Origin of the sequence: Agrobacterium vitis (genome assembly GCF_037039395.1) — a bacterium.
Taxonomy (GTDB): Bacteria; Pseudomonadota; Alphaproteobacteria; order Rhizobiales; family Rhizobiaceae; genus Allorhizobium; species Allorhizobium vitis_E.
The window spans coordinates 543356-569727 of sequence record NZ_CP146244.1 but is presented as its reverse complement, the minus strand read 5'-3'; the positions used below and the strand labels follow the sequence as shown (position 1 = coordinate 569727).

At 58.2% G+C, this 26372-nt stretch carries 22 protein-coding genes and 1 pseudogene; 9 read left to right on the top strand and 14 right to left on the bottom strand.

Annotated elements, in window-relative coordinates; genetic code table 11:
- Nucleotides 1-22: 22 nt before the first annotated feature.
- The 6 genes and pseudogenes from V6582_RS23955 to V6582_RS23930 form a co-directional block, all read right to left on the bottom strand.
- Nucleotides 23-1576 carry a metallophosphoesterase family protein gene (locus V6582_RS23955; RefSeq protein WP_156630394.1) on the bottom strand — a complete coding sequence of 518 codons (1554 nt, stop codon included), beginning with the start codon at nt 1574-1576 and terminating at the stop codon, nt 23-25.
- Nucleotides 1576-2298: a glycerophosphodiester phosphodiesterase gene (gene ugpQ, locus V6582_RS23950; protein WP_156630395.1), complete on the bottom strand. Its 723-nt coding sequence runs from the start codon at nt 2296-2298 to the stop codon at nt 1576-1578. Before ugpQ ends, V6582_RS23955 begins: the two co-directional genes overlap by 1 nt.
- A gap of 12 nt (nt 2299-2310) precedes the next feature.
- Nucleotides 2311-3423, bottom strand: coding sequence for an ABC transporter ATP-binding protein (locus V6582_RS23945; RefSeq protein WP_156630396.1), 1113 nt, complete (start codon nt 3421-3423; stop codon nt 2311-2313).
- Between the two features lie 5 nt (nt 3424-3428).
- Nucleotides 3429-4493, bottom strand: coding sequence for a carbohydrate ABC transporter permease (locus tag V6582_RS23940; RefSeq protein ID WP_156630397.1), 1065 nt, complete (start codon nt 4491-4493; stop codon nt 3429-3431).
- Nucleotides 4493-5424, bottom strand: a pseudogene (locus V6582_RS23935) (carbohydrate ABC transporter permease). Before V6582_RS23935 ends, V6582_RS23940 begins: the two are co-directional and overlap by 1 nt.
- A 69-nt stretch (nt 5425-5493) precedes the next feature.
- Nucleotides 5494-6867 (bottom strand): ABC transporter substrate-binding protein, encoded by a 1374-nt coding sequence (locus tag V6582_RS23930; protein ID WP_156630398.1) that lies wholly within the window; start codon nt 6865-6867, stop codon nt 5494-5496.
- 99 nt (nt 6868-6966) lie between these two features.
- Here V6582_RS23930 and V6582_RS23925 point away from each other — a divergent pair, with 99 nt between their 5' ends.
- The gene (locus V6582_RS23925) at nt 6967-8106 is read left to right on the top strand and encodes an ROK family transcriptional regulator (RefSeq protein ID WP_156630442.1); all 1140 of its coding nucleotides are present in this window, start codon (nt 6967-6969) and stop codon (nt 8104-8106) included.
- Nucleotides 8107-8262: 156 nt separating this feature from the next.
- Here V6582_RS23925 and V6582_RS23920 read toward each other — a convergent pair whose 3' ends face one another.
- Entirely contained in the window at nt 8263-10692 is a 2430-nt protein-coding gene (locus tag V6582_RS23920; protein WP_156630399.1) for a glucose/quinate/shikimate family membrane-bound PQQ-dependent dehydrogenase, read from the bottom strand.
- Between the two features lie 335 nt (nt 10693-11027).
- Here V6582_RS23920 and V6582_RS23915 point away from each other — a divergent pair, with 335 nt between their 5' ends.
- Nucleotides 11028-11330, top strand: a complete 303-nt coding sequence (locus V6582_RS23915) for a zinc ribbon domain-containing protein YjdM (RefSeq protein WP_337739161.1) — start codon at nt 11028-11030, stop codon at nt 11328-11330.
- 36 nt (nt 11331-11366) lie between these two features.
- Here the strand turns inward: V6582_RS23915 and V6582_RS23910 are convergent, their stop codons facing one another.
- A complete protein-coding gene (locus V6582_RS23910; RefSeq protein WP_156630401.1) occupies nt 11367-11561 on the bottom strand; it encodes a hypothetical protein in 195 nt (64 codons plus the stop codon).
- 81 nt (nt 11562-11642) lie between these two features.
- Here V6582_RS23910 and V6582_RS23905 point away from each other — a divergent pair, with 81 nt between their 5' ends.
- The 5 genes from V6582_RS23905 to V6582_RS23885 all read left to right on the top strand — a co-directional run bounded on the left by V6582_RS23905 (nt 11643) and on the right by V6582_RS23885 (nt 15969).
- The gene (locus tag V6582_RS23905; protein ID WP_156630402.1) at nt 11643-12221 is read left to right on the top strand and encodes an RNA polymerase sigma factor; all 579 of its coding nucleotides are present in this window, start codon (nt 11643-11645) and stop codon (nt 12219-12221) included.
- Nucleotides 12214-12651 carry a hypothetical protein gene (locus tag V6582_RS23900; RefSeq protein WP_156630403.1) on the top strand — a complete coding sequence of 146 codons (438 nt, stop codon included), beginning with the start codon at nt 12214-12216 and terminating at the stop codon, nt 12649-12651. The genes V6582_RS23905 and V6582_RS23900 overlap by 8 nt, the downstream gene beginning before the upstream one ends.
- Nucleotides 12648-13097: a periplasmic heavy metal sensor gene (locus tag V6582_RS23895; protein ID WP_156630404.1), complete on the top strand. Its 450-nt coding sequence runs from the start codon at nt 12648-12650 to the stop codon at nt 13095-13097. Before V6582_RS23900 ends, V6582_RS23895 begins: the two co-directional genes overlap by 4 nt.
- A 76-nt stretch (nt 13098-13173) precedes the next feature.
- Complete coding sequence (locus V6582_RS23890; RefSeq protein ID WP_156630405.1) at nt 13174-14742, top strand: DUF1800 domain-containing protein; 1569 nt, start codon at nt 13174-13176, stop codon at nt 14740-14742.
- Nucleotides 14743-14745: 3 nt separating this feature from the next.
- Nucleotides 14746-15969, top strand: coding sequence for a DUF1501 domain-containing protein (locus V6582_RS23885; protein WP_156630406.1), 1224 nt, complete (start codon nt 14746-14748; stop codon nt 15967-15969).
- Nucleotides 15970-16277: 308 nt separating this feature from the next.
- Here the strand turns inward: V6582_RS23885 and V6582_RS23880 are convergent, their stop codons facing one another.
- The 6 genes from V6582_RS23880 to V6582_RS23855 all read right to left on the bottom strand — a co-directional run bounded on the left by V6582_RS23880 (nt 16278) and on the right by V6582_RS23855 (nt 22774).
- On the bottom strand, nt 16278-17078 hold the full coding sequence (locus V6582_RS23880) for an SDR family NAD(P)-dependent oxidoreductase (protein ID WP_156630407.1): 801 nt from the start codon (nt 17076-17078) through the stop codon (nt 16278-16280).
- 172 nt (nt 17079-17250) lie between these two features.
- Nucleotides 17251-17898, bottom strand: a complete 648-nt coding sequence (locus V6582_RS23875; protein WP_156630408.1) for a hypothetical protein — start codon at nt 17896-17898, stop codon at nt 17251-17253.
- A 7-nt stretch (nt 17899-17905) separates the two neighbouring features.
- Complete coding sequence (locus V6582_RS23870) at nt 17906-19360, bottom strand: aspartate aminotransferase family protein (protein WP_234889551.1); 1455 nt, start codon at nt 19358-19360, stop codon at nt 17906-17908.
- Nucleotides 19361-19367: 7 nt separating this feature from the next.
- Nucleotides 19368-20021: a class II aldolase/adducin family protein gene (locus V6582_RS23865; protein ID WP_156630410.1), complete on the bottom strand. Its 654-nt coding sequence runs from the start codon at nt 20019-20021 to the stop codon at nt 19368-19370.
- The gene (locus tag V6582_RS23860) at nt 20014-21612 is read right to left on the bottom strand and encodes a xylulokinase (protein ID WP_156630411.1); all 1599 of its coding nucleotides are present in this window, start codon (nt 21610-21612) and stop codon (nt 20014-20016) included. Before V6582_RS23860 ends, V6582_RS23865 begins: the two co-directional genes overlap by 8 nt.
- A 130-nt stretch (nt 21613-21742) precedes the next feature.
- The gene (locus tag V6582_RS23855; protein ID WP_156630412.1) at nt 21743-22774 is read right to left on the bottom strand and encodes an AraC family transcriptional regulator; all 1032 of its coding nucleotides are present in this window, start codon (nt 22772-22774) and stop codon (nt 21743-21745) included.
- A 454-nt stretch (nt 22775-23228) separates the two neighbouring features.
- Here V6582_RS23855 and V6582_RS23850 point away from each other — a divergent pair, with 454 nt between their 5' ends.
- Both V6582_RS23850 and V6582_RS23845 read left to right on the top strand, forming a co-directional pair.
- Complete coding sequence (locus V6582_RS23850) at nt 23229-24365, top strand: MFS transporter (RefSeq protein WP_234889552.1); 1137 nt, start codon at nt 23229-23231, stop codon at nt 24363-24365.
- A 20-nt stretch (nt 24366-24385) separates the two neighbouring features.
- Nucleotides 24386-25816 (top strand): coniferyl aldehyde dehydrogenase, encoded by a 1431-nt coding sequence (locus tag V6582_RS23845; RefSeq protein WP_234889560.1) that lies wholly within the window; start codon nt 24386-24388, stop codon nt 25814-25816.
- Nucleotides 25817-26372 lie beyond the last annotated feature (556 nt).

The following is a 26372-nucleotide window of genomic DNA, read 5'->3' as shown; positions in this document are numbered from 1 at the left end:
GTTTCTCTCGTTGACGACGCAATCACGCATCCAGCCAGCTATCAAAATGTGTGCAAGCGGCGAATAATTCCAGAAATTTGGCAATCTTTCCGGACATTCCGGTCCCAACACGCTCTTGCGAACTGAGATGCTTGGCGAGATCGCGGTAGAACGCCACCCTCTCTGCCGGAATGTCTCCCAAGGCATGTCGTCCGGCAGCCCGGAAGAGGTAATAATCCTCGACCATCTGCCGAAACGGCTGGGACATAACCTCCGAGTATCCGACGTTAAGGCCTTCCAGACCGGCATCTTCATGGAATATGCGCCCTATCGGCACGTCGAGGCATGCCTGAAACTCAGGTGGCCAATCATCGGGAATATGTTTCGCTTCGATCAGATTTTGCAAATGGACCCGCAGAAACTCTGCATAGGTCCCGCAATCAAGCACCTTGGCCAAACATGCGCTGTTTTTATCACCGGACTGGACCTCATAGGCCGGGAACGCGGCGTCGAAACCCGAGACGTCTTCAAGCTGGGCGATCTCTACGTCAATCTGCCTGGCGCCACATGTGACGATAGCGTATCCACCGGGATAGGCGACGGGCGACGGCACGGCGATGTTGACGAGACCCTCCAGTTCAACCCGCCCGGCGACATGCATATGGCCACTGAAATGCAATCGAAGCCCGGCACGAGCGAGACGCCGGCCACTTTCAGGCGATGGCATACGCTTCGACCAGTCCGGCGTACTCGCCGCCCGCACGCTGTTTCCTTCTCCCGCCAATGCCAAAGGCAAGGCCGGGTAATGGGAAAAAGCCAGCAAGGTCTTAGCCAAACGGCTGGCACGTTCAGCTACATCCTCTATCCATGTCAGGAGAGAGGGCCGTTCCGCCAGAACATGATCCCATGCGGCATCCGCCCTCACCTGCCAGATATCGCCAATTTTGTGAAAAACATTGGCGTCCAGCATCAAAAGCCAGAGCCCTTCCTGCGGCTCGACAAGATAAGATGCGTCAAGATGCACGCACTCGTCGGTTGGCAAGTGTCGGGGCGCACCGTCCTCCAGAGTGTCATAAGGAGACTCCCAATGGAGAATGGTGGCGGGGCGCGTGACGCCATAGGGTGCCATGGCCTCCACAGCCTCAGCTGTCGACATGCCACGCATCCCCGGGCAGACGATTGCCGGTGCCAGAGCACGTTCATCACTCGTCACCAACAGAGGATCAAGCCCATCTGCCTGCGTCAGCAGCTTGGCCAGATGACGCGGCGCCGGTCCGTAACAATCATGATTGCCGAAGGTTGCGAAAAACCGCAGGCCGTGTCTGTCTTCATAGTCGGAAAGAAGGCGTTTGACGGCTGCAACCGCGTCAACCTGGCCATCATCGGAATAATCGCCGAGAAGCACGACATCGCGGATGCCGCGCCGAACGATATCGTCAAGCACAGCTCGAAAGGCAGCATGGCTCTCGTTGAACACGCGGGTTGACGCCATGGTATCCGCCAGCGTGCGAAGGGCAAGTCCACCGCCCTCCTCCACCATGCCATACCCGCCGTACAAATCATGCAAATGGACATCGGCGACAACTGCGATCTGCATCAGGCGGCAGCTTCCTGACGTTCGCAACGGGCGGCCTCAAACAGGTCCGGACGGTCAAGATTGATGTAATCGACACCGGCTTTGGCGATTTCGCGGTGAATGGCCCTGTCGTCCCCTCCGTAATAGATCATCACCTCAAGCCCGGCTTTGCGGCATGCATTCAACAGACCCGGCCGCCGCATTTGCTCAACAGTCATCTCGATGATCGTGGCATGATGGACGGCACCGACCAGAGACGGCGACTTGGCAATATTGAGCGTCATCATCTTACGGAATTCCGGCGCGATCAATTGCAGATCACGGCGCATGTCTTCGGAAAACGAAAAATAGAATGTGTCGCGCACCATGCCGAGGCTTCGCACCAATGCAACCACCTTGGCCGGATCGCAATATTTCAGCTCGATATAGACGCCAGCGCGGCCACGCAGATGCTGGAGATAGGCATCAAGCCTTGGCACGACCGCGCCCTTGAAGGCGAGGGAGAACCAGCTTCCTGCGTCCAGAGTGTCGATTTCGTCCGACATTGCATGGCCGATCGGGCCGGTGCCATTGGTGGTGCGGTCCAAGGTTTCGTCGTGGAAGACGTAGAGCACACCGTCAGCACTCTCTCGCACATCAAGCTCAATGTAGTCTGCCCCTTGCTGGAGGGCAAGATCGGCTGCCGCAAAGGTATTTTCCGGCGCAAACCGGTTGGCCCCGCGATGGGATACGATTTTGGTCATTGAAAAATCCTGTCAGTTTGCCGGCTCGAGTGCTTTCGCCCTTATGTCGGAATGATGCAAAAACCTGGCGTTGAGATCAACGATACGATTGCCGGAGGCGTTGAACAAAAGCGTGTGTTCCGGCTTACAGACGATGCCGACCCTGGTGCCGGGCGCATGCCGCACGGCTTCGCCATATTCCAGCGCATGGATGACGCCTGCGGGCGTGTCGATCGTGTAGAACACTTCACGCCCCATAGGCTCCACGCTGATAATGTCCCCACCGAGCAGCGCATCTGCATGCGAAACAAGTGTGATGTCTTCGGGCCTCAGACCGAGCGTCACCTCCCCTTCGCACTGCGCCGTGAGCGCCACGGATGCCTCGCCGATACGCAATCGGCACCCCATGGCATGCCCCTTGAGAAGGTTCATCGGCGGCGTGCCGATAAAGCCTGCCACGAACAGATTGCTGGGGCGGCGATAGAGATCATCCGGCGTGCCAACCTGCGCGATCTCGCCATTGTTCATGCAGATGATCCGATCTGCCATGGTGATCGCCTCGATCTGGTCATGGGTGACGATCAGCGTGGTAAAGCCGAGCCGCTTCTGTATGCTTTTCAACTCGGCCCGCATGGTGATGCGCAGGGTCGCGTCGAGATTGGAAAGCGGTTCGTCGAGCAAAAGGATATTCGGTTCCTTCACCAGCGCACGGGCTAAGGCCACACGCTGCTGCTGGCCGCCGGAAAGCTGCGAGGGACGGCGGTCAAGCAGGGAGCTGATCTGGACAAGGCTTGCTGCCTCTTCGACACGCCTGGCAATCTCGTCCTTGCGCATGGTTTTGAAGCGAAGCGGAAAAGCGATGTTTTCGCGCACCGTCAGGTTTGGATAGAGCGCATAGGACTGAAAGACGATGCCGACATTGCGATCGCGGGCGTCGACGCGGTTGACGATGTGTCCGTCGAAGGTGATCTGCCCGGATGTCGGCGCATACAGACCGGCGAGCAGAAACAGCGTCGTCGATTTCCCGCAGCCGGAAGGTCCAAGGATGGCGACCAACTCGCCATCCTCTATGGTCAAGCTCATCGGCTTCAGGACCTGGGTCTCGCCCCAGCTTTTGGTGATGTTGTCGAGAGTGATCTTGGCCATTTCGGTTATCCTTTGATCCCGCCGAAGCTCATTTGCGTGATGTACTTCTGGGTGAAGGTGTAAAGGACCAGCACAGGCAGGAGATAGACGATGCCGACGGCGGCGATCATGCCGTAGTCCGCGCCGATATGATCCTGCGCGACGAAGAACAGGTAGAGGCTCATCGTCATCTGGTTCTTTTCGATCAGCAGCGTCTGGACGAAGACATATTCTTCCCAGCCTCTGAGAAAGGTAAAGGTGGCGACCGCAATCAGGCCACCGCGGATCTGCGGCAGGATCACCATGCGAAACGCCTGGAAGCGCGTTGCGCCATCTGTGACCGCGCTCATCTCGATGTCCCATGGCACGCCGTCAAAGAACCCTTTAAGGACGAAGATCGCAAACGGCATTTCCAGCGCACTCAACACCAGCACGACACCGACCAAATTGTTGAGCAGGCCCATATAGTACAGCTGGATGAAGATCGCGACGGTGAGCGCCAGCGCCGGAAAGGCATGCAGCAGAAGCAGGCCGCGCAGAATGTTTTCGCGCCCCGCAAAGGCGAACCGTGACAGCGCGTAGGCCGCGGGCGTGGCGACGAGTGTGACGATGGCCGTCTGGGAAATCGCAAACACCAGCGACGTGCCGAGCGCCGACCAGATCGATGGCATCAGGTCCATGCGATTAGTGCCGATTTTAGCGATATCAGGGTTCCACAGAAAGCGATAATTGTCGAATGTCAGGTTCGGAGCGAGAAAAATCGCCACCAAAACGACGATCACGGCCCCAAGCACCGCCCAGCAAAGACCGGGCCTGCGCAGCCGATCCGCCAGCAGAGCCAGCGCTATCGCACCGAGATAACCGGTACCGGCAAGCGCAGTGCTGCGCCATAACACCAGCCGGCTGACGGCGCTGTCGGACGAGGTGAGCGATTTCACCAGCAACCAGAGATAAGGCAGCAGAATTGGGATCGAAACGATTGTCAGGAAGAGGATGAGCGCCGAAAGGAAACCAGCACGATGAGCAATGCCCCGACGTTCAAGGCGTGCCCAATCGGTGGACGGCATGGTATCGGCCTGGACCAGTGACATCACAGAACCTCGATTTTTGGAGCGGCAAAGGTGGAGCGCATGTTGGCAAAACGCCATTGCACCAAGGTCACGACAACCCCGAGAACCATCAGGCCGAGCGCCAGCGCCGCACCATAGGCATAGGCGCCGCTTTCGAAGGCCCGCCGGTAGATGTAGAGCGCGTAAGGCGTGGAATCGTAAACAGGCCCGCCACCGGTGATGAGCGGTGATGAGCGGTGATGAGCAGGATATATTCATAGGTCGTCATCAGCGAGAGTGCTTGATAGATGGTGATGAAGCGGATCGGCTGCGAGAGCGCTGGCGCCACCACATGGCGCAGCACACCCCATTCGCTGGCGCCATCGACCCGCGCTGCATGGGCGAGATGCGAAGGGATCGAGCGGATCGCCGAGGTCAGGATAACCATTGCAAAGGAGGCCCCGACGACGCCATTTGCCAGAATGACCAGCAGCAGCGGAAAATCATTGCGCAGGTTGACCGGTGGCAGGCCAAATGCGCCCGTCACCTGGTTGAGCAATCCCAAGGGCGTCGGATCGGCGATCCAGATCCACAAAATCCCATAGAGCACAGCCGGGCTCATGCGCGGCAAAAGCCATAGTCCACGGAAGAAATTACCCAATCGGTCGGGAATCGCGGTTGAGGTCATCGCCAGAAGCGCGCCGAGGCCAACATTGAAGATGAAAAGGGTCGCGGTAACGTAGATCAGCGTCGTCAACAACACCATGGGGATACGCGCATCACGCTGCACGATCCGTTCGAAGTTCTGCAAAGTGAAATGGCCAACCCGAAGGTTCGACCCCATGTCGGTAAAGGCGATCACCGCATTGACCAGGATCGGCGCCAGAAAAAACACGGTAAGCAGCGCGATTGCTGGCGCGAGGTAAAAAATTGGCCGGGCCGGTCGATGCGCTCGAAGCTGGAATTGGGACATTGTGGATTACCAATGAGAATAAAAGATGCCGCCCGACGAAGAGACGGGCGGCACGCAGCAGGGCCAAGCTTAGTTGCTGGCGGTATCGCGGATTTCGACGTCAGAACCGAACTGCGTCTCAAGTTCGTCGGCGATGAATTCAACGGCATCGGACGCCTTCATCTTGCCGGTTTCCACGGCCTGTAAGCCGCTGAAAAGGATCTTGTTGTAGCTGCCGAACTGGGTATGGTTCGGCACGAACCCGGCATGGGCCATCATCGGCGATGCCGCAGACAGAACCCAATTGTCCTTGTATTTCGGCATCGCCGTTTGGGCGTTGCTGATGGCCGTATGATAAGACGTAACGGCATGCTGGTTGTTGAAATACGGCAATGTTGCAAGTGCTACGAGATCAGCGGCAATGTCAGCATTTTTGCTCTTGGCATTGACGGTATAGAGCAATGGATGGGACAGATTGGAGGGTTTGCCGCCCTTTTCGGCAGCTGGCGCCGGAATCCAGCCGATCTTGTGGAAGTAGCCAGCACGATCCGTCGGCCAGGTGGCGCCGTTCATCTCGCCGAGCTGCCAGGCAACCGCCCAGACACCCTGATGGAAGATGAATGCCTTTTCCTGCTTGAAGGCGCCCTGGATCGCGTCCCAGCTCATCGCCGTGTTGTCGACAGGGGTCACGCCTTGCTTGGCATTGCGCTCGTACCAGCCGAGCGCCTTGGTCATTTCCGCTTTCGGAAACACCAGCTTGCCAGTTTTCTCATCTTGGAATTTGACGCCATAGGACTGGAAGACCATCAGATAGTCGATGCCGACATTGGGGCGATGCAGCATGCCATATTGAGCGGCCTTCGCATCAACCACTTCCTTGGACAGCGCCGTCAGATCATCGAGCGTGAATTCGCCGGCCTCAACCTTGGCCGGCAATCCTTCGATAAAGGCCTCATCCTTGCCGATCTTGCGCAGCATGTCCTTGTTATAGAAGAACATACGGATCTCGGCATCCTGCGGTATGCCGTAGATCTTGCCATCATTGCCCTTGGCGGCCTTCCAGAGAACCGGCAGGATGTCGCCATAGACCCAAGGGGCAGCAGCGATCCGTTCGTCCATCGGCAGCGCATCGCCATCCTCGGCGAATTTGCTGATCCATTCATGCGGCACGACATAGATGTCCGGCCCCTGACCGACAGAAAATGCCTTCAGCGTATCGAGCGCCAGATCGTCCCAGCCTTTGACGGTGCTGTTGTTGGCTTCGATGACAATATGCTTATCGACGCCAGCCGCCTTGAACTGCCGGTTCATGATGTCTGCGGCGGCTTCAATATTGGTGATGCGCGCCGGAGCCGTCTTATCGGCAAGCGTCGAAAGCTTGATCTTGATGTCTTCTGCATGCGCCCATCCAGTGGAAAGCGCAGAAATCGCCACGGTGGCGAGAAGGGCAAGGCATTTGGTCATGACTGTCGATCCAGTTGATGGTATTTATTTAATTAACTTGCTTAAGTAACTGATTTATGACATCGCCGGATCAGTGAGGTGGAGAAACGAAAGCCTGTGCTGAACAAACGAGGTCCTTTGCACGGCATCGGCCATACGCAAGCAGCGGTGCTGAAGCACTTGCGGCGAAAAGGCATCGCATCGCGTGCAGAACTCGCGGATTTATGTGGCGTCACCCAGGCCGCCGTCAGCATGATGACCCGTGACCTGATAGAGCGCGGTATCATCGTGCAGGGAGCCAGGCGACAGAGTCAGCGCGGCGCACCGCATATCGACCTCATGCTCTGCGAAAACATCGGGTATGCGCTTGGTGTCCATGCCAACAGCTATTCGCTGACACTGACGCTGCTCGATTTTTGCGGCAACCGGATTGGCGAACAGCAGGTTGAAGGGCCTTACGACAGATTTTCCGACGTTCAAACGACCATCAAAACTCTCAAGGCCGACTTACTGGCATCGAATGGTATTGATCAACGCCTGCTGATCGGCGCTTGTGTGGCCATGCCGACCCGTTTTCGCCATGGCACGGCATTCCTCGATCTCGCAGAGGAAATCGTATCCTGGGCAGGCGCAGATCTTGCCTCGACCCTGCGCGAGACACTTGACTGCCCAGTGATGATTGAAAACGACGCCAATGCTGCGGCCATGGGCGAACTTGCCTTGGGCAATACCACCGAACACGACAATTTTGCGTATCTGTACCTGTCCGAGGGCATCGGCAGCGGCATCATCATTGGCAAGGAACTCTATCGCGGCAATCTGGGAAATGCCGGCGAAGTGGGTGCGCTTCGTGCGCGAGGATTATCGCGCCCCTCTTTTGACGATCTTGCGGCTTGGTGCAAAGAACATCACGGAAACATACCGAAAGGCCGGTCTTCAGACCAATGGACGGCATATCTGGAGGCTAACCCAGCGGTTTTTCACGCATGGCTGGAGAGAGCCGGGCCGGAATTAGCCACGCTCGCCTTTATGGTCACAGCCGTTCTTGCACCATCGGCGATCTATATCGGCGGAACACTACCCAGACTGGTTCGGGAACAGCTTGCACCCTGGCTTGATTTCTCAACATCGGATCCGTTCGATGGAGCACGGGTCATTCAACCGGACATATGTCTCCCGCAAATCGCAGCGGTCGATGCCGTCGCTTTTGGCGCCGCAGCTATGATCCTTCATAGCGTGCCGGGCAATCCGGGTGTCTGATCTCTCTCCACACCTGGAGGACGCCTGAAAGGCATTCCGGTTTTGATCGAGCGGAGAACTGAAATCGCTCCGTGCCCCGGCTCAACTTTAAAACCATTGTCGATGTAAAAACCGCCCGGAGCTGCCTCCGGGCGGTTTGCTGTCATAGCGTTATTTTCAGTTCGGCAAAGCGTAAGCGATGACGTAGTCGCCACGATCGGTCGACTGGCGCGCGCCGCCTGCCGAGATCACCACATATTGCTTGCCGGTCTTGGGTGACTTGAAGGTCATCGGGCCGCCCTGGCTGCCGACAGGCAACCGGGCTTTCCAAACTTCCTCGCCCGTCGCCGCGCTATAGGCACGCAGATAATAGTCCTGCGTGCCGGCGATGAAGACCAGACCACCCTGCGTGGCAAGCGTGCCACCAAGTGTCGGCATGCCGATTGGAATGGGCAGACCCATCTTGATGCCAAGCGGTCCCTGATCCATGACGGTACCAACCGGTACCTGCCAGACGATCTTCTGGGTTTTCATATCCACCGCTGTCAGCGTACCGAACGGCGGCTTCTGGCAGGGAATGCCTGCGGCTGAGAGGAAGCGATCCTTGAGAACCGCATAGGGCGTCCCCTTCATCGGCACGAGGCCCATGCCGGTATTGACGCTTTCGCCGCCATTTGACGTCTTGGCCGTGGGTGCCGCTTCCTGCATTTTCACCCAAAGCCCGACGCGCATGTCGTTGACGAAAATCATGTTGTGGACCGGGTCGGTGGAAAGACCACCCCAGTTCATGCCGCCGAGCGAGCCAGGGAATGCAAGCGAGGTATCGGTGCCGGGAGCCGTATACAGGCCTTCATAGCGCATGGATTTGAAGGCGATACGGCACATCAGCTGGTCAAACGGCGTGGCACCCCACATGTCGGACTCGGTAAAAGGACCGGTACCGATCTGCGGCATGCCGACCGACAGGGGCTGGGTAAGAGAGTAAGGCTCGTTCGGAATGTTGGCCGCCTTGACCGTGATATCCTTGACCTCCGTCAGCGGCTGGCCGGTTTGCCGGTCGAGAACGTAGAGCTGACCGGCCTTGGTGCCGAAAACCAGGGCCGGAACCTTGGTGCCATCCGCCTTCGGGAAATCGATGAACGACGGCTGCATCGGCACGTCGAAATCCCAGAGGTCGTTATGGACCGTCTGGTAGACCCATTTTTCACGGCCCGTGGTGGCATCAAGCGCCAGCATGGATGCGCCGTATTTATGATCAAGCGCTGTGCGTGTCTTGCCGTAAAGATCGACCGATGGGCTGCCAACCGGCATGAACACCGTATTGGAGGCCGGATCGTAGGACATCGCAGCCCAGACATTCGGCGTCGAGCGCGTGTAGGTCTGGCCCGGAGGCGGCAGTTTGGTGATATCAGGATTGCCGGGATCAAATGCCCAGCGCAATTCACCGGTGACAGCATCGAAACCACGCATGACACCACCCGGCATATCGACCTGGACGTTATCGGCGATACGGCCACCGACCACGACAGTGGTTCCGGCAAGCGTGGGTGCCGATGTCAACACATATTGCGGATCGGGCGCATCGCCCATGCCGATCTTCAGATCGACACGGCCATTGGTGCCGAAATCCGGGCAAAACGCGCCGGTATCTGCATCGAGTGCAATCAACTGAGCCTGGATCGTGTTCATCAGGATGCGGCGTTCGCAAAGCGCACCCGGTGCAACAGTCACCGCAGAGACCGGCGTCGAGCCGGGAACCGTTGGCTGATCCAGCGGACGGGTCGCGTCGAAATAGGCAAGACCGCGGCACCGCATCCACACCGACGACTTGGCGTTGATCTCGGCCTTCCAAAGCTGTTTGCCGCTATCGATATCGACGGCGATGACGTTGTTATGGGGGGTGCAGAGGAACAGCTTTTCGCCAACCTGCAACGGGGTTTCCTGATCTTCCGCACCGTTGTTGCCGGGGCTGATCGGCGTGTCGCCGGTATGATAGGTCCAGGCGACCGTCAGAGCTTTGACATTATCGATATTGATCTGGTCGAGCGCGGCAAAGCGGCTACCGCCTGATGTATTGCCGTAATGTTCCCAGTTCTTCTGTTCGCTTGCCGGATCGACCGGCACACGGGCAATCGGAGTGCCGGTAAACGGCACGGAAGGATGGGGCATGAACATGCCGGCCACACCGCCTGCGGACGCCAAGGCCAGAACTGCGGCAAACGTGAACGAACCGGCATAGCCGGGTGCCAGGCCGCGCGCCTTGCGCAAAAGCGGCAGCGAAAGCAGCACCACGGTGGAGCCGATACCGAAGGCCAGCAGGCGCGAGATCAGCGGCCAGAAATCCAGACCGGCATCCCAGATCGCCCAGATGGCGGTCAACAGCGTAATGATGACGAACAGCACAGCGCCGAGCGGGCGCCGCATCAAAACCAGCAGACCGGACAGGACCACGGCAATACCGGTGATGATGAAATACCAGCTACCGCCCAGCGTGATCAGTCGATAGCCGCCGATGGCAAGAAATAAACCGGCGAGAATGAGCACCGTGCCCAGCAGGATCAGCCAGAGTTTGGCAACCGCCGAGAGGGCGCCTTTTTGTTGGACCATCGTATTTCAGCTCCTTGAAAGGTTGATCGGATCGACAGTCAACGGATCGCATGAGGTTTCGCCAGATCGACACGAGCCCGAACGCCTTCTATGGTTGGATTTCCGGGGACACTGCCCTCCCGTCACAGGGTTCGCCGGAGGCATGTCTGCCTGTCCCGCTTATCCTTCGTCCGCGCCTTTTTGACAAGAGACAACAAACTCGCATGGAAAAGTCATCGCTATAGCGGACGAAACCGTTCCTCATGTTCGAATTAACGGATGTTCTCGTTGCAACACCGGGCCTTGCTCCTGTAAGCGACGAAGATCAGATAACATTCACTTCAGGAGCAGGGTCCGTGGCTGGCGATAACGACGATTACATTTATGATGAAGCGACCGGCGAATGGCGCCCCGCCTCCGAAGTGGCAACTGCTGCCGCTCAGGCATCGGAGGTCCGTGATGCTTCGGGCAATATTTTGCAGGATGGCGATTCCGTCACCCTCATCAAGGATCTGAAGGTCAAGGGCGCTGGCCAGACGCTGAAACAGGGCACCGTCATCAAATCGATCCGCCTCACGGACAACCCGGAAGAGATCGATTGCCGTCATGACGCGATCAAGGGACTGGTGCTGCGGACGGAATTCGTCAAGAAGCGTTGATGATCGGCGGGCCGGGCGAAAACTCGGCCTGCACTCTCAAGGCGCCCAGACTCCCAAGGCGCCCAGCCCTGGCGCCGGGCCAAGTGCCGGATATTCACCAAAAAAATCTCTGAATGAGCGACGGAATTGCGTTTCTCCCGCGTTGAAGATCCATCGATTGAGCTGTCCTATCTCATCTTCGGGAGAAAATTTGATCCGCCTCACCTTGATGCTTCCCAGGTCCTTGCGCATTTTGACCTCCAACGAGGCAAAACAGAGCAGCCGTGTCCGCGAAGCTGCCCGAGTTGCGGTGGATGGGTTGCGGAAGAGGACATGACCGACGATCCCGATGAAGAGTTGGTCAGACAAGTTGCGACGGGCGATCAGGCTGCGATGCGGACCATGGTCGCGCGCAAGCTGCCGCGTTTTCTGGCGCTTGCCAATCGCATGCTCGCAGACCCGGTGGAGGCGGAGGATGTGGCGCAGGAAACCTTTCTGCGCATCTGGAAACATGCCGGCGGTTGGCGACAAGGCCGTGCCCGGTTCGATACCTGGGCGCACCGCGTGGCAATCAACCTTTGCTACGACCGGCTGCGCAAGCGGCGTGACGTGCTGATGGCCGAGCCCCCGGACCGGATGGACGAAGCGCCTCTGCCCGATGCCGGGCTGACGGAAGGCGAAGCAGACAGTCAGCAGGTCAATGCGGCCTTGCAGGCGCTCGCCCCCCGGCAAAGGGAAGCAATCGTCCTGGTTTACTACCAGGACATGTCGAACCTGGAGGCGGCCAGTGTGATGCAGATCAGCGTCGATGCGCTGGAAAGCCTTTTGGCGCGTGGACGACGGTCTTTGCAAAAGACGCTGACCGCAGACGGTCTGACCAGCGACGGGCTGAACGGAGATGGTAATGAGTGATGACAACAAGCAAGGCATGGATGCGGAGCGATTTCGCGCGCTCGTCGAAGCCTATGGCGGCGACCGCAAACGCTGGCCCGAAGACCGGCGCGGTGCGGCTGAGATTTTTGCCGCAACCGAAGCCGGTCGCGCCATGGTGAAGGAGGCGTCCCGCCTGGATGTGTTTCTCGCACGGGCAGCCCCACCTTCTCCGTCCGCTGCCCTGACAGGCCGCATCCTGCAATCGGCGGACAAGCGCGTCACACTGCGCCGCAGGCTGCATCGCTGGCTGGTCGGCGCGGGGCTTCTCGGCGTCGGCCTTGCGGGGGGCCTTACCGGTGCGCTGGCGGTTGCAATAGTTGCGCCGCCCACCCAGATCCCGATGACCGATACCGCGACGGCGTTTGGCAATATCATGACCGAAGGCGAGATTGCCCAGGAGTTACGATGACGGAACACGGTTTCAAGCGGCTGGCCATCGGCCTTCTGGTGCTCAACACCTTCCTGATCTGCGCCCTTGCCGGGGCCGGTTTTTTCTATCTCTATGACAATGCAACGGTGCCGCCCTCGCGTCTGCCGCTGGCGGGCGAACAACTGCCTTCAAAATTGCGCGGTGAGTTTCAAAAGGCCCTGAACGATGCGCGCCGTGACGTGCGCTCCACCGGGCTTGAAGCACGGCAAGCACGGGTCGAGGCCGCAGCCCTGATGGGCAAGCCGGATCTCGACGGTGTGGCGCTGGCCGATGCGCTGAAACGGGCCCGCGAGGCCGAATATGCGGTACGGGCCGCCACCGAGCAAAAGGCCATCGATTTTGTAGCCACCCTGTCGGTCGATGAACGCCGCCGTCTGGCGGACGGATTGATCCAGCGGGAGGCGCCACGGCCTGCCACGAAATGATCATATTTCAAAAGCGACGGATTTGAACCGATAGCGACGTTGAAAGGCCGATGATGAAACGGAGTTCATATCGGCCATGTCCAATTCCAACGATGTCGATGCCGCATTGGCGCTCTGGCGCTTCGGCCTTGGCGCTGCGGATGGCGGGATCACCGCCATCAAGGATGCCCCTCGCGATCTTTTGAAGGAAGAGATCACGGAGCGTGCTGTACCAACACCAGTCGGCGCGCAATTGCGCTCCAGCTCCGATCTGCTGGTGGCGCTTTACGAATACCAAAAACAGGTAAAAGCCGAGCGCGACAAGCAACCCGCAGCCGGTGCCATGGCGGGCGCTGCCATGGCTGGAGCGAATGCGATGCAGGGCGCGGGCGGCCCGCCCCAGGCTGCCGGCATGCAAGGCAATGCCATGCAGGGCAATGGCGTGCAGGCGGGGGCCATGCCGCCCCAGGCTCAAGCTCAAGCTCAAGCTCAGGCCCAGGCCCAGGCCCAGACCATGGACAAAAAGCCGGACATGCCGGTTTCCAAGCGACCCTATTTCCCGCAGCAGATCCTGCTTGCGGAGGCCGATGCCCGTTTCAACGGAACGATCCACCAACCGTTGATCGGCTTTGGCGAACGGCTGGCGATGTTCTGGGCCAACCATTTTTCGGTGGCGATCAGCAAGGGTGGCGAAGTGCATATTCTGGCTGGCGCGTTCGAGCGGGAGGCCATCCGTCCCCATGTCTTTGGGAGGTTCGAAGATATGCTGCTGGCGGTCGAAACCCATCCGGCCATGCTGGTTTTCCTCGATAACCAGCAATCCATCGGCCCGACCTCGCCCGCCAACAAGAACGGCAAGCGGGGCCTCAATGAAAATCTGGCCCGTGAGATCATGGAACTGCACACGCTCGGCGTCGATGGCGGCTATAATCAGGGAGATGTGACATCGCTGGCGCGGATTATTACCGGCTGGACTTTCTATCGCGATGAAAAGCGACCCGGCCCGCAAGGCAAATTCATCTTCAACGCCAATGCCCATGAACCGGGCGACCACACGGTGATGGGCATGACCTATGCCGAGGGCAATGTGGAACAGGGCCGCACCGCCTTGCGCGACCTCGCCCGCCACCCGGCAACCGCCAGACATATTGCTACGAAACTTGTCCGGCATTTCGTCGCCGACCAGCCGCCCCCGGCCCTGGTGACGAAACTGGCCGCCGCCTATACCAAGTCGCAGGGCGATCTCTCGGCTGTCTATACAGCCCTTGTCGATGCCGACGAAGCCTGGAACCCGACACTGACGAAAATGCGCATGCCACAGGATTATGTGGCGGCAATGCTGCGCACCAGCGGGATCAGGCCGAAGCCGGAGCAGATCATTTCCATGCTGAACGCGCTTGGCCAGCCGCTCTGGAACCCCGCCGGTCCCAACGGTTTTTCCGACGTTACCGATGCCTGGGCCTCGTCGGAATCACTGGCGACCCGCATCGATGCGGCCAACCTGTTTGCCCATCAGATCCAGGGCCAAGTCGATCCCCGTGCCTTTGCCGGTGACCGGCTGGGACCGCTTCTCACCGCCGATACATTGCAAGCGATTTCCCGGGCGGAAACCCGACCGCAGGGCCTGTCGATTGCCTTCCTTTCCCCCGAATTTCAGAGGCGCTGAACCATGCTGTGCGAAAACCTCTCCCCCACCCGCCGCGCCGTTCTCGGCACATCCGGCGCCTTGTTTGCCTGGGCCTTCATGCCCCGATTTGCCCATGCGGCTGGCGGACGCGACCCCCGCTTCGTCACCATCATCCTGCGCGGCGCGCTGGATGGGCTGACCGCCGTTCCGCCCATCGGCGATCCCGATTATGAAGGCCTGCGCCAGTCGATTGCGCTGAGGCTCGATGGAGACAAGCCGGTGCTGCCGCTCGATGGCTTTTTCGGACTGCATCCCTCGATGCCGAATTTCCAACGCCTGTTCCGCGCCAATCAGGCCGCCGTGGTGCATGCCAGTGCCACCGCCTATCGTGAGCGCTCGCATTTCGACGGACAGGATGTGCTGGAATCCGGTTTTCCGACGCCAGGCCATGTCGAAACCGGCTGGATGAACCGTATGCTGGAGGGATTGCCAGCCGGTGACAAGATCGCTCCCGGTGCGGCAGAACGCGTGCAAGGGCTTTCCGTCGGGGCAACCGCACCCCTCGTCATTCGCGGCAAGGCACCCGTACTCGGCTGGGCACCATCCGTGCTTAGACCCGCCGACGGCGACCTTGCACCGCGCCTGATGGATCTTTATGGCCGCACGGACCCTATGCTCTCGAAGCTTCTGATTGAAGGCATCCAGACCGGCAAGATCGCATCCGGCCTCGACATGAAATCAAAGGGCGGCCCCGGCGACCCGAACGGCATGGAGCAGATGGCCCGCGGCGCTGCCCGGTTGTTGGCCCAACCGGATGGCCCGCGTGTCGCAGCACTCGCCTTCGAGGGTTGGGACACCCACGCGCAGGAAATCGACCGGTTGGCCAAGCTTCTGGCCGGGCTCGACAAGTCTATTGCCGCCTTCGAACAGGAACTTGGACCCGCATGGAAGGATACGGCGATCATCGTCGCGACCGAATTCGGTCGCACGGCACGCATCAACGGCACTGACGGAACCGATCACGGCACCGGCACGACCGCCTTTCTCGCTGGCGGTGCCGTGCGGGGTGGCCGCGTCATCACCGATTGGCCGGGGCTCAAACAGAACCAGCTGTTCGAAGGCCGGGATCTCGCCGCCACCACCGACATTCGCGCCGTCATCAAAGGCATGGCGGTCGATCTGCTCGGCGCCAGTGCCGGTCATCTGGCCAGCGTCGTATTTCCAGGATCGGACAGTGTTCAGCCTATGAAGGGTCTCATCGTGTAAAACCAGAGATCCCCCAGCACGAAAGTCTGGCAGGTTCCATGCTCCCCGGACAGACTTTCGTGCCGAAACTCGGCCAAGCCTTAATCATGCTACAGCGCCGTGCGCCATATATGGCGCACAAAGGTTCGCTGTAGCTCGTTATATCTGCTGCATAATTTTCTCTTTAAACCGATTCCGGTTTAAAGAATTATGCAGTAGGACAGCCTTGGCTGTTTGCCTGATTTGATCCTGTCGGCAAAACGCGAGAAAGAGGCTTTCGAGGCACGTTGGAAAAGTTCGAACATGGTGAGGTGCTCAAAAACCGCCTGTCAGGTCGAGATCGGTTGCGTATGTCCGATCTCCGGCAAGTCCGGCATCGACTTGCCCAAAATCCAGAGCGTTAGAGGCTTGGGCAGAATATGGGTGAGCCGGATTAACCAGCGCAGGGTGAACGGGAACAGATAATCCGCCTTCTCATTTCTCAGCGCATAGAGGATGTGGTCAACGGCCTTGTCCGCCGAAATCTCAAGAGGCGCAGGCATCCCATCGCTTGCCGTCGCCTCGGTGGCGACAAACCCAGGATAAACACTGGTGAACTTGATGCCATAGCGGGCAAATTCGATGCGGCAGGTGTCGATGAGCAGCATCGCCGCTCCCTTGGCTGCCGAATAAGGGCCTTGAAGCGGTACGCCGAGGAAGCCAGCGAGCGAATTCGTATGCGCGACATGGCCGCCACCCTGTCGCATCATCTGCTTCAAGACCGGGAAGAGGTAATTGACCACGACATCGTAATTCAAACGCATGCAGGCGTTAACCTCAACGGCGCTCATCAGCCGCATATCCAGCGCTGGCGCACCGCCTGCGTTAAGATAGATCATGTCGATCCGGCCATAGTGCTCGACCACCGTTTTCACCACCTCGGCGGCGGCATCCGGATCGGTTGCATCAGCCGCGATGGCCAGGCACTCGCCACCGGCACTGCTGATATCCTCGGACAATTCGATGAGCATCGGCTTGCGCCGCGCCGTAACGATCACCCTGGCACCCTCGCCTGCAAGCCGCAGGGCAAGCAGCCGCCCCATGCCGGAGGACGCGCCGACGATCAAAATAATCTTTCCTGAGAAATGCATGATCGATCTCCTCCCCGGCTATTGTCGCCTGTTTCTCCGGCCTGCCTTCAGCGCCGTGCGTTTTACGAAGCACAAATCTGCGGACGGCCCGAAGGCAAAAAGACAGTTCCACGCAGCAATCGTGCCATTGGCCTGCCGCCCACTATGTTGGAACGGCGCTGTAGCGCTTCATTCAGTATCCGGCCTTCATGATTGATCGTTCTCCGCGAAGATGCCGGGCTGCGGCCTCTTTCTGATCTTTCTTCAAACGACCATTGGCAATGAACCTGATGAGCCATGGGATCTGCTTGACCTTGACCGTGGCACTTTGCGCAAGAATGAAACATTCAGCACATTTTTCCAGGGTCTCGATATTAAGCAGCAGGCGCTCAAGACCCATGCCAAAGCACAGCGCCATGTCATCAAGGCAATAAGCGTTGGCGCCGTTCGACAAGGCCTTTGTCGGGTCATCGGTCGAGCACATGCCCAATCGTTTTGCCTCCAGGCCCAGATGACGGACCTGCTCATCGAATATTGCCGGCATGGAGAGGTCGAGACGCGCCAGCGCTGATGTCCAGGTCAACCCGCCTGAGGCAATGGCACCCACATCCGGGCGTGCCCGATAGATGCGGTGATGCAAGCTCTGCGGCGGCGCGGAAAGGCTTGTCCATTCGAATTCATCGGGCACGTCCTGGCCGGAGTTGATCCGGACAGCCACAAAGGCGTTTTGTTCGGGAATGCGTTGCGACAGCACATCGCCCGGTTTGAGAAGCCCTTTTCCCGCAAGGCGTGCCGCAGCCTGGCCCAGAGCCTCCTCGATAGAGACAGTGTTGACGTTCATAAGCATGTCACACCAAACGGAAAACGGTTTCAAAACGTTCAAGGGCATCGTCGATCACCTCATCGGTGTCCGCCATACTGGTATAGATGCGGCTACCCGCCAGGGTCAGGATGCCATGGGCCATATAGGCCGCTCCCATTTCCTCCATCAGGTGCTTGCGGGCATTGGCTTCACGCATCAGCTTGATCGGATTGCGCATGCTCATCAACAGCACGGCGGACGTCTGGAGATGGACGATGGAGCCCATATTATAGACCACATAGGGAAGGCCGAGCCTACTCAGGATCTCCTTCAAGCCTTTGGCCAGCCGGTCTCCGGCCCGCCCGGCAATAACCGGCGCATTGGTGCGTGCCATTTCCTCGATTGCATAATAACCGGCCACGCAGGACAGCGGATTGGCCGAAAGCGTACCGCCGACGAAGGCGCGCTTGCTCGATGTGCCGATCCCGCCGACCAGCGTCATCATGATATCCTTGCGACCGCCGATCCCACCTGCCATCAGATAGCCACCGGTGAGGCACTTGCCGAACACGGTGATATCGGGCGTCACGTTGAAATAGCCTTGCGCGCCACCCATGCCGACACGAAAACCGGTGACGACCTCATCGAAGATCAGCAAGGCGCCGAATTCGTCGCAGAGTTTGCGAACTTCGCGATTGTATTCGGGCGTCACAGGCCGCGTGCCGCTTTCCGGCCCCAGCGGTTCGAGAATAACCGCTGCTGTGCCGCCGCGAATACGGTTCAGCATCAGCTTGCGCCGGAGCGTGCCAATCTCATTGGGGAAAACTTCCTGGGTATAGCCGGTGACGCCTTTCGGAATGCCCGTGGCTTCGCGCCGGCCCGTACCAGGCACCCGCATGCCGTAGACCATCTGGTCGCTCCAGCCATGATAGTCGCCACCGACCTTGATCACCCATTTCTTGCCGGTATGGGCGCGGGCCAGACGAATGGCCCCCATACAGGCTTCCGTGCCGGAGCCGAGCATGCGGAACATTTCGATACCAGGCATGAATTTGCGGATGATCTCGGCGAGCTTGAATTCGTATTCGTGAAGCAGGCCCGTCACCGGGCCGCATTCATCGATCAGCTGATGCACTTTTTCGCGCACCGGCAGATAGTTGGAGCCGAGCAATGTCGGTCCACCCGCCTGCAAAAAGTCGGTATAGCGATTGCCGTCCGCATCCCACATATAGGCGCCATCGACTTTCGTAGCCGCAATGGGAAACGGATAATTGAAGGCGAGGTTATGCTGGACACCACCCGGAATGACCTCCGCCGCCCGGGCCGCCCAGGCCTTGGAGGTCTGGCATTTCTGTTCGAAATAATCGAGCACCTTCGGCATATTGGTCTTGGAGATGCCTTTGGGCGGTTGTTTCAGCAGGGCGTTCAGCCGGTCCATGAGGTCTTTGTTATCAGGCCAGGCACTGATGCTGTAGGAAAGTTCTGAGTTACGAGCTGCCATGTTCATTTCAAGCTCCCTTGGTCTCAGCCTTGTCCAGAACGTTCAGAATGAACGCCTGGAGTTGCCGATCGAGGTTGAGGTGTTTGTTGATGCGTTCACGAAGATGGACGGCGGCAGCGGCTTCGATCTTGCGGATCATGCCCGCAGCGGTCTTGAGATCGGCCCCCGCACAAATGACGCCGTGGCTGGCCAGCAGATACGCAAAGATGTCGGGCCGCAGCGACTTGGCAAAAATCTTTGCCAGCATTCCCGTGCCCGACGGCCTGTAGGGAATAAGCGCAATGTGGGGACCAAGCGCCCCAAGATCGCTGCCTCTTGGCCAGGGCAGGATTTCATGTAGCAGGGCGACAGCGCTTGCGATGGGCTGGTGGGTATGAACGCTGGCATGACGGTTAGGATGCATGAGGAGCATCCTGGCATGCAGTCCTTTTTCCACGGTCGGCGTCATGTCACCCTCGACAATGTCGAGGGTCTCGATATCGAGGATCACCACGTCTTTGGCTTCAACTGCGTAATAGTCGGTAGCCGAGGGGGTGACAGCCATCAATCGGCTATCGACGCGGACACCGATATTGCCGCCGGTTCCGGCAAAATAGCCGTTATCCGCAAAATAGCGGCACATATCGGCAATCTCCTGCCGCTGGGCTATGAATTTAGCCATGAATCTTGCCCTTCGATCCGTTCAAGCGTTTGTAAAGCGGCGCCAGGCGCCGATGGAGTTCCGTGAAGATACCGAAGCGCTCGTCATAGAGCCGCTGCGTTGCCGGATCAGGCTCATAGACCCGGTCGATCACCACATGGCGCGCGACATCATCGAACTGGATGAGGCCGAGCCCTACAGCTCCGATGAAGGCCGCACCGCGTGCATTGGCCTTCATCGGATCATGCGGCTGGCGGATCTGGACGCCCAGAACATCCGCAAAGATCTGGCACCACGCGGGCGACATCGCGCCGCCGCCGATCATGGTGATTGCCTCAGGTCTGCGGCCAAGAAACCGCGAGACCGGCTTCATCATCCACCGTGTATTGAGCGCCACGCCTTCGAAGACCGCCCTCACCAATGTCTCGCGGTTATGCTCCATGCTCATGTTGAAGATACCGGCCCGAAGGGTAGGGTCATCCACCGGGCAGCGCTCACCGAAAAGCCAGGGCAGATACATCATGCCAGCCGCTCCGGCAGGGGTGCGGGCGGCAATCTCATCGAGAAGTCTGTAAGTATCAGGCGTCGGTTCGGAATCGATCAGGCCATCGTCATGGAAGACGATCCGGTCCTTCAGGAAGGCGATATTACTCGCCCCGCTCGATTGCATGGCGATCATCAGATATTTCGACGGCACCGGACAAGGAACAGACGTGATCTGGTCCATGACACTGGTTTTCTTGAAAGGCACATGCGCCGAGATCCAGGACGATGAGCCCATGTAGAGATGGGCATCATAATCGGCCAGCGTTCCAGCGCCGATGGCGGCGGCTGAATTGTCGATGGCACCGGCAACGACCGGCGTTTTCGGTGACAGGCCCAACAGATCGGCGACGGGAGGAAGCAGGGTTCCAACGATATCCGTACACCTGACGAGATCGGGAAATTTCGCCTTGTCGATGCCGCTGGCACCGATCAACCCATCGTCATAGCGGATATGGTTGACGTCGCGGTTGTCAGTCACCCAGGAGGTGAGAATGGAATCCTGCGTGGCGCAAAACCGGCCCGTCAGCCGCAGATTGAAGAAATCGAGAACGTTGAGAAACTTGTAGGTCTTCTCGTAAATATCAGGGAAAGCATCGCGGATCAGCAGCATGTGGCCCGCGGGGTCCTTGCCGGACAAAGCCGGGGCGCCGCCACACAGCCTCAACCATTTCTGCAACTTGATCGCGTCATAGCCCGCAACCTTCATTGCCCCCCGCATTTCCTTCTTCAGATAGCGGGCGCCGCGCATATCGAGCCAGATAATCGCGTTCATCAGCACATTGCCGTCGCGGTCAACGGCAACGGTTCCCTCCCCTTGGGTGGATGAGCAGATCGCAACAATATTCTGACGCAATGCGGCACTCTGGCGGAGCACATCCTGGCTTGCCTCAATGAAGGCGTTCCACCACTGCGAGGGGTCCTGCTCTGCCCCGATCGTATCGATGACCTGGAGCGGAACCGGCCGAAATGCCCAGGCAACCACCTGTCCGGTCGTCGACACCAATCCGACTTTGCAGCCACTGGTGCCAAGATCGATCGATAAAACATATTGGTCAGACTTGGCCATCTCTTGCCGTGCATGCAGCCTGGATAGATTCCAGGCCACTCCCCATTTTTATTGGCTATTGCACCTATAATAGGGGGGATACCCGCCTGATGCGTAGCGGTGAAGCTGTCCTTTGAGGGGTCTTTACCGGTCAAATAGGTGAGAGATCCGCACGAAGCGCACCGGGCGTGGTGCCGGTCCAACGGCGGAAGGCGCGCCGGAAATTATGAGGGTCCGAAAATCCGACCGCAAAGGCGATCTGCTCGACAGACATGTTCCTGTTGCCCAATAGTTCGAGCGTGCGGTTCTTGCGAAGATCATCCAGAAGCGATTGGAAGGATACCCCGCTTTCGGCAAGTCTGCGGCGCAGGGTGCGCTCGCTCATGCCAAGCGCCCGGGCCACCTTGGAAATATGGGTGCGACTATGCAGTTTCTGCCGGAGAACCCTTTCGACGGATTCGATAATTTCCGCCGCTTCGCGGCTTCTGGCCCGGTTATAGGCCATGAATTCAAGGAGCTGGCGGTGGCTAAGAGGATCGGAGGTCAGCAGCGGCTGCTTGTACCAGGCGGCATCGTAGATAAACGCGTTTTCCATCTGGCCAAATCGAATAGGACACCCGAAGACCCGTTGATAGGCTTCCGTATGGGCTGGCGCCGGATAAGCAAAATCGACCCGGACCGGCTTGAAGCCCTCCCCGACAAGACCGTGGGCTACCCCCATGAAGCTGGCAAAAGCCTCTTCCACCAGGAAAACATAGATATCGGGATCGTGAAACCGGCTTGCCGCCGTGACGACGACACCCTCCGGGCTTTCCCTGGTGTCGAATTCCAGCATGCTGCCGGTATCTTTTTGCAGATCGAGACCAAGCTTGACCGCATCACCCACAGTCGCTGCCGTCACCATCACGTAGCCGACCAGGCCAACAGAGGTAATCTTTTCGCGAATCCCGGTCTCCAGTCCAAGCGCCTTGCCCCTGGTCATTTTCATGGCGCGCAGGATCGCCTCGCGTCCCTGGCGAAACGAAACACGACAGGCTGGGTCCGCAAGATCCTCCATGGGAATGCCGAGGCCCGCAGTTAGTCGCGAAGCATCAAGACCAAAATCCGTCAGCGTCATGACGAGGCTGCGAATGAGAAATGCCGGGATATTGGCAGTCACGTAACGCGCATCGACTGTCTTCATCGGACCCCCCTTATGACTTATCCTTGTGACGTATCCTTCACGTCCATTTCCACCGCGTCAGCCATGCCTGCACCTGCTTCATTCTCCTCCAAGAGAGCCGGTTATGGCCGGAAATAGCAGGTATCATGCGGCACTTTCCCCAAGCCTACAATATTCCTTGGCTGGCAACTGACCATTCAGCCCAAGTATAGCCGCTGCGCGGAGCATGAAATACAAAGACACCTCCATGACAGCAGTCAATGCCGGGGCGGCCCTGGAAGATAGATTGGCCGGATATGACACCACAGTGTCCCCGAACTCCCTTGTGATGCGGTGTCGTCCTCCTATTCTGAATTTCACCGCGCTCTTCAAGGGCCGGACAATAAGAACAGGCGGAACATTGGGTAAGCGAAAAGCGACCCGGCCTCTCTAGGGATCAACCTCTCAGAGGGGAAACCTCTCTGGGAGAATGACGATGCTTTTGTGGATACTCGGCTTGAGTGCTGCCTATGCGGTCGCGCTGAATGGTACAATGGTTATGCCCGTCGTCGTTCTGTCGATAAGCAAACTGGCCGGCTATAGCGAAGCCATGGCGACAATCGTCGCCAGCGCCGAACTCGCGGGAATTGCGTTTTACGGGATATTCCTAGCCAAACTGGCACTCAGATCATGGAAAGCCGTGGCGATTGGCGGCATTGTCGCGGTTATGGCCGGTGAAGCACTGAGTTTCTGGCTTCAAAACCCCTACAGCCTTGCCACCGCAAGATTTGCAACCGGCCTGGGGGAAGGCGCTTTGTTCAGCCTGGTTTCAATGAGCCTTGCCTCGCTTGCCAATGCCGAGAGATACTGGGGCGCGCTTAGCCTGATTGGCGGAACTGCCATGGGACTGCTGCTTTTCGTGGTATCGCTCATGCCACCGGACGAAGCCGGAGCACCTGTCTTTCTCATGCTGGGCGCGTTCACCGCCATCCTTGCGCCGCTTATCTTTTTCGTTGCCAGGCGCTCGTCCCGGCTGCCTGTGGCAAGCCATCATGCCAAACTCAACAATGGGAAAATGCTGCTTGCAATGATGGTTGTATTTCTCGTTTATGGGGTACAGGCAGCGCAATGGGCAGTCTGCGGCTATGTGGGGGAAAAAGTGGGGCTCAGCAATGGTGAAGTTGGCTTCTATCTCGCCCTATCGTCGCTGGTAGGCTTTCTGGGGGCAATCATTCCCTCTTTCACCCATGACAAGGCCAAAAGACTGCCAGCCGTGCTGCTGGGTTTTCTGACCATGGCGATGTCGATCTATTTCCTGTTCACCATGCTAACACCCCTGATTTTCGTGATGACGCAGGTTCTGGTCAATATCGGCTTCTATATCGTGACCCCGTTTATCACGGGTATACTGACCGAAAACGACCCAGATGGGTCGGTGATGTCACGAACCCTGGTGGTCGCCATAGTGGGGGCCACGCTGGGAACAGCAATTGCCGGGCCAATCTTTGAAGGCTACGATTCAAGCCTTTTCGCCTGGTCCTGTCTGTTGCCCCTGGCAATCGCGGCGATCTTTGCTGCAATCATCTTTGGCCAACTGCACCGCAGCTTTCCAGCGACTGTCGTCAATAAATAGCGGAGTGAACCTTGTTCGATATGGCCATTGAAACTCTCCAGCCTGTCCTGGAACGCCAGCGTCAATCCTTCCTGCATGACATTTATCCGTCACTGACCTTGCGTCTGGACCGGCTGAACCGGATCGGCCGATTGCTGAAGGAGAACCGACAAGCGTTGTGCGACGTGGTTTCGCGGGATTTTGGTCATAGATCCCATCATGAAACGGTGCAGTTGGAGATTGCCCCGCTGATGGGCGCGCTTCGCCACACACGGTCCCATCTGCGCAAATGGATGAAACCCGAACGCCGTGGGCGCTCGATTGAGTTTCTCCAGCTTGCAAATTGGGTTCAATACCAGCCGCTCGGGGTGATTGGCATTATGGTGCCGTGGAACTATCCGCTTATACTGGCTCTTGGCCCGCTGATTGACATTCTGGCTGCCGGAAACCGGGCGATCATCAAGCCATCGGAATTGCTGCCGGAGACCTCGGCTCTTCTTTCCAAGCTTGTCGAGGCCTATTTCACCCCGGAGGAGGTTGCCGTTATCCAAGGAGGAGTGGAGATTGCCGCAGCCTTTTCTGCCCTGCCATTCGATCATCTGATTTTCACCGGCTCAACCGCCGTGGGCCGCAAGGTTATGGCGTCAGCGGCCGCTAATCTTACCCCGCTCACCCTGGAACTTGGTGGCAAGTCACCTGTCATCATCGCCCCGGATTATTCCATTGCCGGTGCGGCCCGTGATATCGCCTTCGGAAAACTGATGAATGCGGGCCAGACCTGCATTGCGCCGGACTATGTTCTGGTCGAAAAATCAAAAATCGAGGAAATCGCATCCGCGCTGATCTCTCATGCAGAGGCTTTTTATCCAAAACAGGCAGAGGATCAACACGCCGATCCCCAACACGCGGGCCAAGGGCAGTATTCAAGCCTTGTCGGAGCCAGAGCGCATGAACGATTGCTCAAAGGGATCGAGGAATGCCGCGCTCGTGGGGTCAAACTCATCACCGCTGATATTGACATGCCCTCCAAAGGGCGAGCGATTGCTCCCACGCTGGCAATCGATCCGCCTGGCGACTGCTTGCTGATGGAAGAGGAAATCTTCGGGCCGGTCCTGCCCCTTATTCCCTATGAGGACTTTGATTCTGCATTGAAATTTATCCGCGAGCGCCCGCGCCCTCTGGCGCTCTATCTCTTCACTGGAAACCGGGCGACCGAGAAAAAAACACTGTCGAACACGATTTCCGGCAATGTCACCATCAATGGGACGCTGCTGCATATCGCTCAAAACGACCTGCCGTTTGGCGGTATCGGGCCAAGCGGCATGGGGGCCTATCACGGCCATGAGGGCTTCAAGCGCTTTTCCCATGCCCGCGGCATTGCGAAAGTCCGTCTTTTCAATCCTGCCCGCCTCGCCATGCCTCCCTACGGACGCATGGCTAAGCTGCTGGCCTGGTTCATGACCCGCGGCTAATGCCAACAGGCGACTAAATAACGCTTGAAGTGTCATATTCAGACATCTAAGACATTGATAATATTGTAATTTTTACTGAACCCCTACAGCGCCGTGCGATTTTAAACGCACGGCGCTGTAGCCGCGTTGGGGCGACCGTATAGCGGTCAGGTTCGGTCCGATACGGCAGAGTTTTGCGTAAGTCATCGGTTTCCTTCATGACCAGCATGACCTTCCAGTCTCATCCGTTGGGACAAGAACCATATCCCGATCCCAGCTGAACAGAATTGCTCCATCCGCGGGCAAAGACTTGGCCTCATATGACACCAATATGACCAGGTTTTCCCTTGATGGAAGCGCTGTCCAATTTATCGTCGTTGAATTGGGGAACCGTCATATGCCGCGCGTTTGAACCGTTGCGGCCAGGGCATCGAACCGCTGGAGGCGGCAGTCGATTTGGCATTTGTCGGGGGATAGGCAGGCCAAAGCTTTCCGAAAAAACAAACGAAAACAAAGAAATCCAAAGGATGACTGCTTCGATCTGAACCTGACAGGCTCGAGACGACACATAACAAAA